The 12,682-nt window shown below is 53.1% G+C and carries 16 protein-coding genes; 1 reads left to right on the forward strand and 15 read right to left on the reverse strand.

Annotation, left to right across the window (positions count from 1 at the left end; translation table 11 throughout):
• Positions 1-74: 74 nt before the first annotated feature.
• The 9 genes from BUB13_RS04510 to rpsF all read right to left on the reverse strand — a co-directional run bounded on the left by BUB13_RS04510 (position 75) and on the right by rpsF (position 6,991).
• Complete coding sequence (locus BUB13_RS04510) at positions 75-1,952, reverse strand: aldehyde ferredoxin oxidoreductase C-terminal domain-containing protein (protein WP_072905991.1); 1,878 nt, start codon at positions 1,950-1,952, stop codon at positions 75-77.
• A 95-nt stretch (positions 1,953-2,047) separates the two neighbouring features.
• Complete coding sequence (locus tag BUB13_RS04515) at positions 2,048-2,470, reverse strand: hypothetical protein (RefSeq protein ID WP_072905993.1); 423 nt, start codon at positions 2,468-2,470, stop codon at positions 2,048-2,050.
• Between the two features lie 170 nt (positions 2,471-2,640).
• A complete protein-coding gene (gene hisI, locus BUB13_RS04520) occupies positions 2,641-3,036 on the reverse strand; it encodes a phosphoribosyl-AMP cyclohydrolase (RefSeq protein WP_072905995.1) in 396 nt (131 codons plus the stop codon).
• An 11-nt stretch (positions 3,037-3,047) separates the two neighbouring features.
• A complete protein-coding gene (gene hisG, locus BUB13_RS04525; protein WP_072905997.1) occupies positions 3,048-3,986 on the reverse strand; it encodes an ATP phosphoribosyltransferase in 939 nt (312 codons plus the stop codon).
• A 179-nt stretch (positions 3,987-4,165) separates the two neighbouring features.
• Positions 4,166-4,795, reverse strand: a complete 630-nt coding sequence (locus tag BUB13_RS04530; RefSeq protein WP_072905999.1) for a DUF4405 domain-containing protein — start codon at positions 4,793-4,795, stop codon at positions 4,166-4,168.
• A gap of 96 nt (positions 4,796-4,891) precedes the next feature.
• Positions 4,892-5,347 carry a 50S ribosomal protein L9 gene (gene rplI, locus BUB13_RS04535; protein ID WP_072906001.1) on the reverse strand — a complete coding sequence of 152 codons (456 nt, stop codon included), beginning with the start codon at positions 5,345-5,347 and terminating at the stop codon, positions 4,892-4,894.
• 31 nt (positions 5,348-5,378) lie between these two features.
• Complete coding sequence (locus BUB13_RS04540) at positions 5,379-6,305, reverse strand: DUF2232 domain-containing protein (RefSeq protein ID WP_072906003.1); 927 nt, start codon at positions 6,303-6,305, stop codon at positions 5,379-5,381.
• A gap of 21 nt (positions 6,306-6,326) precedes the next feature.
• A complete protein-coding gene (gene rpsR / locus BUB13_RS04545) occupies positions 6,327-6,599 on the reverse strand; it encodes a 30S ribosomal protein S18 (RefSeq protein WP_072906005.1) in 273 nt (90 codons plus the stop codon).
• Between the two features lie 26 nt (positions 6,600-6,625).
• On the reverse strand, positions 6,626-6,991 hold the full coding sequence (gene rpsF, locus BUB13_RS04550; protein ID WP_072906007.1) for a 30S ribosomal protein S6: 366 nt from the start codon (positions 6,989-6,991) through the stop codon (positions 6,626-6,628).
• 284 nt (positions 6,992-7,275) lie between these two features.
• Between rpsF and BUB13_RS04555 the strand changes: the two genes are divergently transcribed.
• Positions 7,276-7,740, forward strand: a complete 465-nt coding sequence (locus tag BUB13_RS04555; RefSeq protein WP_072906009.1) for a hypothetical protein — start codon at positions 7,276-7,278, stop codon at positions 7,738-7,740.
• 14 nt (positions 7,741-7,754) lie between these two features.
• On the opposite strand, the gene BUB13_RS04560 is transcribed toward BUB13_RS04555, so the two are convergent.
• The 6 genes from BUB13_RS04560 to BUB13_RS04585 are packed head-to-tail and all read right to left on the reverse strand — an operon-like array spanning position 7,755 to position 12,516.
• A complete protein-coding gene (locus tag BUB13_RS04560; RefSeq protein ID WP_084091743.1) occupies positions 7,755-9,572 on the reverse strand; it encodes an ABC transporter ATP-binding protein in 1,818 nt (605 codons plus the stop codon).
• Complete coding sequence (cbiQ, locus tag BUB13_RS04565; protein WP_072906013.1) at positions 9,572-10,498, reverse strand: cobalt ECF transporter T component CbiQ; 927 nt, start codon at positions 10,496-10,498, stop codon at positions 9,572-9,574. Before cbiQ ends, BUB13_RS04560 begins: the two co-directional genes overlap by 1 nt.
• Positions 10,499-10,501: 3 nt before the next feature.
• Complete coding sequence (gene cbiM / locus BUB13_RS04570) at positions 10,502-11,122, reverse strand: cobalt transporter CbiM (RefSeq protein WP_072906015.1); 621 nt, start codon at positions 11,120-11,122, stop codon at positions 10,502-10,504.
• Positions 11,123-11,395, reverse strand: a complete 273-nt coding sequence (locus BUB13_RS04575) for a hypothetical protein (RefSeq protein WP_072906017.1) — start codon at positions 11,393-11,395, stop codon at positions 11,123-11,125.
• A 14-nt stretch (positions 11,396-11,409) separates the two neighbouring features.
• Positions 11,410-11,715 (reverse strand): hypothetical protein, encoded by a 306-nt coding sequence (locus tag BUB13_RS04580; protein ID WP_072906019.1) that lies wholly within the window; start codon positions 11,713-11,715, stop codon positions 11,410-11,412.
• 9 nt (positions 11,716-11,724) lie between these two features.
• Positions 11,725-12,516, reverse strand: coding sequence for a DUF4198 domain-containing protein (locus BUB13_RS04585; RefSeq protein ID WP_072906021.1), 792 nt, complete (start codon positions 12,514-12,516; stop codon positions 11,725-11,727).
• Positions 12,517-12,682: the final 166 nt, after the last annotated feature.

A 12,682-nucleotide genomic window follows, 5' to 3' on the forward strand; every position in this document is an offset into this window, starting at 1 on the left:
CCGCCTGAACTATAATAAAAAATGGGGAGATGGCAGGTGCCATCTCCCCATTTTTTATTTTCGCTATTTTTACGTTAGAAAAGCTCGCGCAAACTTTCATCGATTCCCATCAAGGTCTGATACCAGAACTCGCGGGCGGCTTCGAACTTGTTGCCGGCGAAAGCATTCAACCATTCCTGCAAACGTGGATCCTGGAGATCATCAACATCCCTTTTACGTTGCAGGAAGCTATGCAGGTAATCAATATTTGCTTCCGATTCCCAGAACACAGGACTGTTGCCACTGTTTATCCGACCGGCCAGCACGTTGATCAGTTGCAGGAAGCGCTCTTTTTTGTTGTAGAGAGAGCCAACGATCTCCGGCAGCATCTCTTCCGCCCAGCCACGGTGGAAGCGACAGGTGCCAAGATTATCGAGCAGCAGTTCTTTCTTCATCCGTTCAGCGCACATCCGCCCCAGTGTACGTGGCGGGATAAAATCGTAACTGTAGATCATGTAATACTTGCCCATCATTGCCATCGGCACCAGCACACCGGAGACCCAGTACTGGTTCGGCACCATCCAGCCACGCCGATTGTGGGCGGTATAGACAAAGAGGTCATGCAGAGCGAAGCCTTTTGTGCGGGAATGAATCCGGCTCCACTTGCGCACCCCCTCGCTGAAATCGATGATGCCGCGACGCTGCAGGATGACATCGATCAGTTCGCAGCCAAGGTCTGCGTTGTGCAGTGAATCGGCAACCACATCGAAATTTTCCATTTTCCAACGTGGCAGCCGGGTAACAGTCAGTTCTTCTGGTGTGAGTAATCCTTCGTCCAGCAGGTCCATCAACCAGGCGAGAACACCGCCAGCAGAGATTGCATCAAAGCCCATGGCATCACAGTGGTGATTCAGTTTCTCTGCTGCCCGCTGATCAAAAATGCCGCAGAGCGGCCCCATCGTCTGGTAGGGTTCGTAATCCTTTTTATACTCACCGTTCATCTTTTTGCAGACGGCAACGCAGGGTTCACCGCAAGTCGCCTGCTGCTTCTTTTCGATCGTCTCTTCGTTGAACTGCTTCAGATAATGATCGACGATGAATTTCTGGTGCAATTCCAGTCGCTGCTCTTCACTCCAGAGATTGGTGCGATAGTTAAATGCCATGATCTTACCGCCAACCGAGGCATAATTAACGCCCAGCGTCCCTCCCGTGTTGAACTTCTCATCGAAGCGATATTTGCTGGTGACTTCCAGATCCTTTTTCAACAAGCGCAGATTGTATTTATTCTGAAACCATTCATCGGCCACCTTGTGATCGCGGAAATCTTCATCAACCAGGGTGCCACCGTAGATGATGGCGACGATGCCGTGCTCCTGCAACATGGCGCTGCCGAAACCACCACGGCCGGCCCAGGTATCGACAAAACTGATTTCACCGTTTTCGATCGGCACCGACATGATGCCGCCCATATCGGTTTCCTGCGCGGCTGGTCCTACAGCCAGAACACGGGGATCGTTGGAATATCGGCCCTTGAACTTATCGTACACCCAGTCAGTCAACGCATAGACGCCAGTACGCCCCGACTGCCAAACAGCGTCAGCATCGACCGGGACAATTTCGACCTCGATCTCCTCACCATGATTCCGGTTGAGGATCAGCACCGAAGGATGCGAAGTCTTACCCGTGAGGCTGAGCATGTTGATGCCGAGGTTATCGAACACCAAGCCTGCTCCGCCCATGGAGCTGATGTAATTGCCCTGCCAGCAGGGGGAAAAACCGGTCACGACCAGGCGGTTGGAGCCCGGCAGAATAGAGCCGGCAAAAACCCCGACGCCAAAATTCAGGCTGCGGTATTTCTCGATCATGTGCATGCCAAGATCGACCGGTCCGAAATATCGCTCGAGAGGGTATTTGATGGTTTTGTAAAATGCGCTTCCGGTATCGACCAGAAGGACGCGCTGAAACATAGACATACTGACCTCTTCACATCGACTGAACAACGACTACTGCTCAATGCTAGCGGCAGGTTTCAGCATTCGCAACCCCGCATGGAGTATACGTTTATTTTTTAATATCTCTGCAGCCTGATGGGATAAATAAAGACGGCGTCATCGTCATGACGGCTCCAGTTGACAAAATCGGAATCCATGATGAAATCACGCACCTCCGTCGCCAGATGATTTGAGCCAATACTGTCGTCAAGCAATTCAACGACACCTGCTTCACCGGTATATTCAACCTGGACCCGGTAACGCAACTCACCGGCGGGGAGATCATCTCCCTGCTCCAGCATCTGGTTGAACAGGACCTGAGCGTTGCAAACCGCAGGGCGCATATCAGCAATAATACTATTCTCTGTCCGTGGACCTTGCAGGACCTGCAAACCTCTCACTTTTTCGGGGATATCCTCAAGGCAGGTCGTTGCATCAAAAGGCTTGGCACATGCTGAGACGAGAAAAACAAAGAGTAAAAGGGCTGGAAAAGATTTCATCATTATCCTCCTGAGAAACAAAATAAATCGGTCACGCAGCCCTTATAAGCCAGCTCAGGCAAGCTGTAAAGGCAGCTGAAACGAATTAACCGAATTCTCACAGAAGGCACAAAAAAGGGGCGGGATCCGCGACCGGACCCCGCCCCTTTTCTTAACTTGAAATGTTTAAATCAGACAAATTTCAGATCTTTGCTTTCCAAGTCGACCTTGCGGTAAAAGCAGGTCTCACGGGTCTTGCCGGTTTCCGGGCTCTTGGTATGGCAGGCACCACCGCCCTGTGGCTCGACTTTGTAGATCAACGCATCCTGATCACAGTCTGTGAGAATCTCGACGATTTTCAGGAAGTCGCCGGACGTCTCACCCTTGGTCCAGAGCTCGTTGCGCGATGTCGACCAGAAAGTGGCCATCCCTTTCTCCAAGGTCGTTTCGTAAGCCAACTGGTTGACGTATGCCAGCATCAGGACACGACCATCCTTAACATCCTGCACAATCGCGGGAACGAAACCACCACGTTTTTCGAAATTGATGCAGACATCGCTGCCTTCTTCGAGCATTTTCTTGTCCATTATCTTATCTCCTAAAACTTGTTTGCTTTAACCATATCCTGGGTAAATACTTTCGGCGCCGGAACCGGAACAATGCCGTCGACACCAAGCCGCAGCAGTTGCGGAGCGAGGATATTGAGTTGGGTTTCACGGATAACCACGGCGACACTACGCCAAGCCTCGTCGACAACCGGGCTGACCGTCGGCGAGATCACCGAAGGGAGCATCTTTTCGACCTGATCGAGCACCTTGGTCGGAACGTCCATGAACACCATGTAAACCGGCTCGCGCTCGGCCTGCAGCACGGCGTCGATGCAGATGCGGATATCCTCCATCTTCTCCAGCAACTCGGCATCTTTGATCGCATCCTTGTTGGCGATCAGCTGCGGGTTGGAGGTGAACAGTTCAGCGACGATATTGTTGCCGTTCGCCTTCAGAGTCGCGCCGGTCTCGGTGATATCGGTAAAGGCGTCGCACTCGCCCATGTTGACCTTGGCTTCAGTCTTTCCTTCGCTGCGCAGGATGGTGATATCTTCGATACCGTAGAGGTCTTTCATCCGCCGTTTAGTCAAATTCGGCAGCTCGGTGGCGATGATCTTGCCTTTGCAGTCTTCCGGCTTCTCGATACCGAGCTCCGGCCGGGACGCCAGCACCAGCCGCGACGGCTGCGCGGTGTACTTGGAAAAGATGAAGTCGCCGAGAACCTCGACCGACTCCTCCATTCCTGCCTCGAAGATGTAGTCCTTGCCGGTGATACCGCAATCGACAATGCCGTCGGCAACCTTCTGCGGCATCTCCTTACGATCGAGCACGCGGAAGACGACATCAGGATCGTAAGAGGTGGTCAGCTCGTACTGACGCCCTTTTTTCAGCGGGCGACCCGACTTTTCCAGCAACCGCATCACTTGATCGTTCAGGCTTCCCGAAGGGATGCCGAAATAGAGAATTCCTTCTTTTTTACCGTACGCCATGATTTTCCCTCATTTCCGAATTGGCCAGAGAACCTACATTACGACAGAAAACAATCCGCAGCATTCTGCCAAGATCGCGACAAAACATCAAATGATTGTTTTAACAGCTCCCAAAACAAAAAAAAACGCGACAGGTTTTCACCCGCCGCGCTTTCCGCTTTCTTCTATGATCACACAAATCAATAAACCCGATCATCCATCATCATCGCGTCGAAAATCTGCATCGGTGATGATGTGCTGCGTGCAGCCAGGTCCTTCAGCGTACTCTTTTCAGTCACTTCAGTAAAACCCTGCTCGCGCAGGTAATCGAGTGCTCCGTCTAGACGCAGATCCATCCTGCTGGTCAACTGCTTCATCGTCATCAGTTCTGCATGTGGAAACGGCGGATGCACTTCCTGCCCTTCGTACCAGCTTTTTCCAATTTCGCTGCCCAAATCCATGATACTGCTGAACGGGATAACCCCGGAGATACTACCATGGGTGAAGATGATGCTGATCAGCAACACCAAAACCAGCTCACCTCGCATGCTGTACGTTTTCTTTACCTTATCCTTAAGATAATTGATCAGCGGCTTCCAGTTGTAAATCAGGTGAAAAACCGTCGCGAGAATAAAAACGAAGCTGAAAACCGTATGAATGGTGCCCCACTGCTCTTTACCCAGTCCCCAGAAGCGCCAGTCGGCCCAGTAAGCAATCCGACCTTCCGGCATGATGTAGGCGATGATACCGGAAACAATCATGATCAGACTGCTGAAGGTAATCAGAAGCGAAATAAAACCGCGAAAACTGAAGTTCTTCTCCCAGAACATATCTACACCTCTTATCCGTTTTGCTCATGAAAAAGGGCGAAAGGCCTTTCGACCTCTCGCCCTGATTTTCCTTGTGTGATTGCGAAAGAAAGCGGATCAGGCTTCTTCTGCATTCACAGTAACTTTCAGCTCGGCGACAACACCGGCATCCAGTTTGATTTCAACAACGTGCTCGCCGAGAGACTTGATCGGCTCAGCCAGTTGGATCTTCTTGCGATCGATCTCAATACCGGCTTCCTGCAGCTTGGCTTCCAGATCCATCGAAGTGACGGAACCGAACAGCTTGCCCTCTTCGCTGGCGCGTTGGGTGAACTCGCAGCTAACAGCCTCAACGCGAGCCTTGATCGCTTCGGCGTCCTTGGTTGCTTTTTCCAGCTTGCGAGCCAGCTGACGCTTCTGGTGGTCCAGCTCTTTGACGTTGCGGGAATCAGCAACAATCGCCAGCCCCTTCGGCAACAGGTAGTTACGTGCGTAACCAGGCTTCACCGAAACCTGATCGCCGATCACGCCGAGCCCGTCGACGTTCTCTTTCAGAATAATATTGACACTCATGAGTTTCCTCCGTATCAGAACGAGTTTTTTATCAATCTTTTTTCCGGGGACGGCGGAAGTCGACCCACAAGTCGAAAACCCCGACACCGGTTATTATCAGCGGCAAAGGATTGAAGATAAACAACAGCGCGTAAATCAGTCCTTTGACAAAAGTCGGATAAGCCTTTTTCTGCAGATAACTGCTGACCACCGCCAGCCCTTGTAGAAAATAGAGCGGCAACAGCACTGCCAGCAGGTTGCGACCAAGCAGAACCAGAGGTTCAGAGCTGGCCAGCGTGGCAAATCCAGCAAGGATCAGGGGCCAAATCAGCGTAGCAGGCAAACGCCACTGCGCAAAAGGAACCCCGGCGATCCGGTAATAGTTTTTCTTCATTCGCTGCAGCAGGCCCAGGCAAGCCATCTGTATCGCCAGCAATGCGGCAATAAACAGACCGTAAAAGCTGCTCTGGATAAAGACCGCCAACCCGGCAACCAGATCCTGCATTTGTTGCAGCTGCGACTCAGACAAACCAGCCTGACGATAAACCTCCATCGCCTGATCAACTTCTGTCTGAATCACCTGACCGATCAGCAGATCGAAACGTCCACCTCCGGTCACGACAGCAGTAACAGCCATGGCGGCTGTCGCCAATGTCGCCCCGGTTACCGAGAGGAAAACCGCCCGGTCCCAGGAATATTGCTGGCGCAGAAAAAACGGCAACAGCAACGACCCAACCCCGAAAAGAGCAAGGTACGCGGTCAGGGTGTAAAGTGGCGCCAGCTGCATCAGCAGCAGGCTGACCACCGCCACCAGCACAACCCCGGCCTGCAGGCCGAAACGCATGCTGATGTAAGCTGCGGCCACCGGAGTCAGCAGGTTCAGCATCGCTCCCAGCGGTCCCAGCACACTGCCTCCCTGCAGGAAGAGCAGCGTAATCCCGATACCGACAGCAGTCAGAAGTGCAGCTTGTGCTCTCATCTTTCGTCGGTTCGGCGAGTCTTATTTAACAGCGTGAGACTCGGTGTAAGGCAGCAGCGCGATCTGGCGGGCGTTCTTGATCGCCTCGGCAATCTGGCGCTGGTGCAGTGCGCAGGTCCCGGAGATACGGCGAGGAACGATCTTGCCACGCTCGGTCAGGTAGTAGCGCAGGTTGTTGATATCTTTGTAATCAATCTTCGCTTCTTTATCTGCACAGTAACGACAGATCTTGCGGCGGCCGAAACGGCGGCGCGGAGCGGATGACGACGGACGACTCGATTTTTCAAAAGCCATTATAGATTCTCCTCAGTTGCTATGAATTACTCTTCTTCTTCAGCAGAAACTTCTTCCACGACCTCAGCCTCTTCGGCAGCTTCAGCGGCTTCGATCGCCGGGAAGTCGCCGTCGAGCTTGACAGTCAGGAAGCGCAGCACCTTTTCATCCAGACGCATGCGACGCTCGTATTCGGCGATCACCTGCGGCTCGGCGCTGAACAGGGTCTGCACATAGCAACCGCGCTCAACTTTGTTGATCGGGTACGCCAGCTTGCGGACGCCCCAGTTGTCCAGGTTGTAGACTTCAGCACCTTGCTCGGTGAGAATCCCCTGGAATTTTTCCACCATGGCGGTCAGCTCTTCTCCTGCCACTTCCGGATGGATGATGTAGATTGATTCGTAGTTCCTCATCAATGTTTCTCCTCTCGGATTATGCAGCCCCGGGTCGATCCCGGAGCAAGGAAACAGTCCGGCACCCCTGTGGCCCCGGACGAAACATAAGCTTGTAACACAATACCCCTCGCGGTTCAAGCACTTTTACTGCAAAAAAAGTACGTTCTTCAACAGGTTAGCGACCTGTTTCCCGCATGCCAGGTAAGCATTAAAAGCAATTCCAGATTCCGCTCTTTACCTCATCAATCAACAAAAGTAAGATACCGAAATCACGACACAGATTCAGGCAGGATCGATAACGAATGAAATTCGTCAAGCAGCACAGCTCCGACCATGGACTCAAGAACATCGACTGGGGAATGTACTACATCGGCAAAGACCCGGTGCGGGTGATCCTTGGCCCCTGTCTGAGCATTATCTGCTCGTCCGAGCGACACCAGCTGATTGGCATCAGCCACATTTACCCGTCACCGTTCGACGATGACCGCTACGGTCCTTATAACCACCCGGAAAACGTTGTCAGCGCCTATCTGAGACACTTGCGAGCAATCGGCGCCAACGATGCCAAATTCTGGGTCCTCGACCGCGAGCGCACGACAATCCGCGGCAAAGAACTTATCATGCGCTCAATCGATGCGCTGATTCAGCAGCAATTGCAACCGATCCTGCTCAACGGCTTTCCGGCAAAATGTGCCCTGACAACCCAACCACAACTGATGCAAGTCGAAGTTTACGACATCGCCAGCCACGAAACGCGGATCAGTTGAAATAAAAACCCTTTTCAGTGCAGATGGTCATGCTCTTCATTTTCATGCCCGGGATGACTATGTTCATGGTAGCGCAAACTGTCTGAATGGCTGTGTTCGGCGTCGCCATCGATATGGCTATGAGTATAAACGTGGTCGTGGTCATGTTCATGCTCGTGAGGATGGGAGTGAGCAATATCGCCGTGGCGATGCGGGTGCTCATGATAATGCCTGTGCAAGTGAGCATGTTCATGACGATGTTGCAGTTCCAGTACCTGCCGTTCACAGGCTCGCTTATAGCCGGGAGCCAGCAAGCTCAGTGCATTCTGTTGCTGGTCAGCCAGAAACTCCGCCGTGGAATAATCGGCCAGCACCTTCCCGCGATGCATCACCAGGGTACGACTGGTCAGCTCCGCCACCAGGAAGGGATCATGGCTCACCAGCAATTTCCCCTGCGGAAGTTCACGCAAAATTTCCAGCAACAGCTCCTCGCCCTGCGGATCAAGTCCGGCGCTCGGCTCGTCCAGGATCAGCAACTCCGGCTGCATGCTCAGCACCGCAGCAATTGCCAGACGCTTGCGCTCACCGCCTGACAAATGCAAAGGAACACGCTGCTGGTAGCCATCGAGTTTCACTCGCTTTAGAGCATCATCGACCCGACGCTTTACTTCGTCTTTCGGCAGTCCAAGCTGTTTCGGCCCGAAGCCGACCTCTTCAGCGCAAGAGGCACAGAACAGCTGATCAGCCGGGTCCTGAAAAACCATGCCGACCTTGCGCCACAATAAACGCCGCTGTTTTTTTGTCAGCTCTGCTCCGGCGAAACGATGACCGCCTTCTCCGCTGAAAATCCCCAACAAACAGTTGAGCATTGTCGTTTTTCCAGCGCCGTTTTCACCAACGATGGCCACCGACTCGCCCGCCTGCAAAGAAAAATCAACATCACGTAGCGCAAGGGTTCCATCACTGTAGCGATAACGGTAGTGGTCAAGTGCAACCAACTCTAGTGGATTGCTTATCGTCGATTGTTCTACCTGCGGCGTCGGCAGGTCCTGCTTCGTTTCCAGCGCCACTGCCGCACTGCTTTTTACCCCACACAAGCGGAAGGAGAAATCGAGTCCGTGTTCCCGCATTGAGGGTGGATCTGCCACCAGGTCGTCCATGCGGTAATCGTGATGGACCTGCCCTTTGTCGAGAACGATCGCCCGCTGACACAATTCAAATGCAAACAGCAGATCGTGGGTGATGCAGATCAGCGTCCCCCGATAGTGGCGCAGCAGTTCGACGAGCATATTCTCCTGCAGCGAGTCGAGGTTGGCGGTCGGCTCATCGAGGATCAGCACTTGTGGCTTCATCGCCAGCAAGCAGGCGAGTGCAGCACGCTTCTTTTGCCCGTAGCTTAAGTGATGCGAAGGCTTATAGATAAGCTCCTCCAACCCGACTGACGCCAGCGACTGCCGCACCAAGGGTTCCAGGCTGCCAAGCTCCATACCCTGATTAAGCGGCCCGAAGCAGACATCATCGTACAGGGCGGAACAGAACAGCTGATCATCCGGGTCCTGAAACAGCACACCGATCTCAAGTCGCGCCTGCAGCAGATGTTCGCCAGCCAAAGGCTTGCCTTTGTAGCGCAATTCCCCTTGTTGCACCGGCAGCAGACCATTCAGATGATTGATCAAGGTAGACTTGCCGGAACCATTCTGGCCGACCAGGGCAATGCGGTCGCCTTCGGCAACTCGCAGATTAATGCCATTGAGCGCCTGAAGTCCCCCGGGATAGCTGTAATGCAGGTCGCAAATTTCGATCTGCGTCGGCCCGTCAAAATCGATGGGAGGTTGCCGTTTCAGGTCGTGCATCAAAAACCTCCGAAACGGTCAAAACAGAGCAGTGCAACACCAGTCACGAGCCAGAACGCTGCGTGCAACCAATCGCCGGTCGTCACTTTAAAATAGAAGGGAGCCGGAAACCGGCCCTGATAACCGCGTGCCTGCATCGCCGCATAAACCCTGTGAGTACGCTCGAAACTGCGCACGAAGAGCATGCCAAGAAAATTGCCGGCTACCTGCAAGGTGGTGACATTACTGCGCCACTGAAAACCGCGCACCTGCATGCCGGTCGCCATCCGTTTCGTTTCTTCAAGAAAAACAAAAATGTAACGGTGACTGAGCAGAATCATCTGCGCGACCTTCTCTGGCACCCCCAGTTTGACCAACCCCTCGACAGTTCGAGGCAGAGATGATGTCGCCAGAAGCGGTTCCATCAGCAGGGTAACCGCGCAGGCCTTACCTGCGATTGACAACGCCAGTCCCAGCCCACGCAGGTTGAACCTCAGCCAGTCGATGTCGGAAAACATCAGCAGGGTATCGTCGGGACGCGTTGCTAAGGTCAATGGCATCAACAGCAAAAACATGGAGACAAATCCGCTGATGGCCATCAGACGACGGAGGGATCTGAGAAAAGGAAGCTTGGCTGTGGCAATGGCGGCCAAGGAGAATCCACAAGCCAACAGGGCCGACCAGGGAGAACGGGTGGCAACAACCAGAATTGCGAAACCGAGCAGTGCGACCAGCTTGAAACGCACATCCCAGCGGTGAAACAATGAGTCGCCGGTAAAATCAGCATCAATCGTCGGTACCGACCAGTCCCGCTCTTCCGCCACCGGTTGGGCAGTAGACAGAAGTCGCCTCAGCGCCCTACAGGCGAAAAACCAGCAGAGGAACAAGACAGCCAAAGCTGCGAAAAGAATCGACGCAGGAAGCTGAACAATCTGGCCATCAAGCATCGATCACCCCTGGCAAACAACTCCCAAACGCTGCTCAAGCAACTCAGGTTTGACACGGTATAAAAAGGAAACAGTAAAGGCACTGACCAGCGCTTCTATGACAAAAACCGGGATATGCGCCAACACAGCAAGCTTCATCACACCGAAGAAGTCTTCGCCACCGCTTGCCAGCAGAAAAGCCAGGATCGTTGCAGCCAGCAGAGTTCCGCTGCCCCCAGCCAGAGCGCCGATGAGCATATTCTGCTTGTGACTTGTGCCGCGCAACCGATTGAACAACAACCCGCTCAATAACGCCGGGACACCCATCATCAGTGCGTTAGCACCAAGAGCAGTGAGGCCGCCGAAAGAGAATAACAAACTCTGCAGTAGAAGCCCGAGCAGGATTGAAAGAAAGGCAGATCGCCCCAGCAGAATGCCGACCAACCCAGGAATCAGCAAATGTACGCTGGTGGGGCCAAGGGGCACGTGGATCAGCGACGAAACAAAAAAGGAGGCCGTCACCACGGCAACTTTCGGCAGATCGTCGCCGTCGGTCGACCTGACCGACCAGGCCGCCAATGCCAGGCTGACAGCACCGCAACCGGCCGCAACACTGAGGGGCAAAACGCCATCGGCGATATGCATCTATTTTTCTCCTCGTTTTTTGCGGCTTGCTGCTACCCACCCGGTAATGCCGAAAACACCGACGATGTAGCCCAGCCCACTGATGATTCGCTCGGCTCCGGGCTGGTTCATCTCTTCACGCATCGCATCGACTTGAGCTTCCAGCTTTTTCACCTGACGTTGTAGCAGACGATTTTCCTGCTGCAAGGCTACCAACTGATCCGACTCTGCTGCTGCAAATGGCACCACTATAAGGCTTAAACAAAACAGAGAAAGAATACTGAGAGCTTTCATAGCAGCCTCGCCTGTTATTTCAACTGGAACTCGCCGCGGTGGCCCAGCCCGGCCTCTATCACCAGCGTCAATGGCTTTTCCGCAGGCTGTGAAAATTGCCAGTTGCCCTGCTGATCACTCTTTCCCTCCAGCAGCAACCGTTTATCAGCAGAGAATACCGAGATTTTTCCGCCGATCACTGGTTTACCGTCGGCAAAGTAGCTTTCGGTATAAACCACAGCCTCATCAACAAATGCGAAGATATTGACCTTGTGCGCCATCGCTGTACCAGCCAGCAACAGACAAGCAGCAAAAGCGAGCAGCAGAGTTGAAAATTTCATGGCACCCGCCTAGTCCATATCGCGGGTGTGGACCCAGAAAACAGCACCGATCTCGACGCCCTTCTTCTCGCCATCATGCTCCAGTTGCCAATCAGCTTCGGACAATGCGGAAAATCCCCACCATCCAGCACGCGGCATCGCGTAATGGAAAACACCATTGCCATCAGACTTGATCACTTGGGTTATGAAAGGATCAGCCGGAGGCTTGACGAACTCACCGATTTCGGCTGTTTCATTTAAATATTCAACCTCGATTTCCGCATAAGGCACCGGCTTGCCATGCAACATCACTTGCCCGGAAAACAGGTTTCCAGTCCAGAGACCGTAAGGGCGGGACAATGGAACAATCTCGGTTTCCAGCCCGACCGGCTGATCCCAGCCATCTTCCAACCCCATGGCCGCAACAGTCACCTTGGTGTAGTGGACAATGAACAGGTCCTCTGCCGGTTCCCAGTAAGGTTGCGGTATAACGTAGAACGTGTGATCGCCCGGCCGCTTGATCTTATAGTCGCTCAGCCAGTAGGTAAAAGTCTGTTTCGGATCGATACACTCACGCTTGGTTTCCTGCAAAGAATCGAGCAGGTCGATTTTTCCGCCCCGGGTAACAACACCAAACTCTTTCGGCTTGGCCATCTCCATGTAGTGCAGTTCCATCGGATGCATAAATTTAATCTCCAGTTGGAGCGCTGCAGCATCCGGCGTGGGAACGATATCGGTTGAAGGAATTACTGCCCCGAAATGGGCAAAAGAAACGCTCGAAAAAAACAACAACAATCCAAAAACAACAGACAAACAACGCATCGGACATCTCCCCTGAAATTCAAGTAGCACGAAAAATAAATCTGTAGCACCGAGCCTAAAACGTATACAGTTGCCGGTCAAGAAACAAATGTTACGAATCTGGACAACGTGCTACCAGCTCAACCTGGCGAAGAGATGCAAAGAAAAAGCCTCCAAACCGAATGGC

This window comes from Malonomonas rubra DSM 5091 (assembly GCF_900142125.1).
GTDB lineage: Bacteria > Desulfobacterota > Desulfuromonadia > Desulfuromonadales > Geopsychrobacteraceae > Malonomonas > Malonomonas rubra.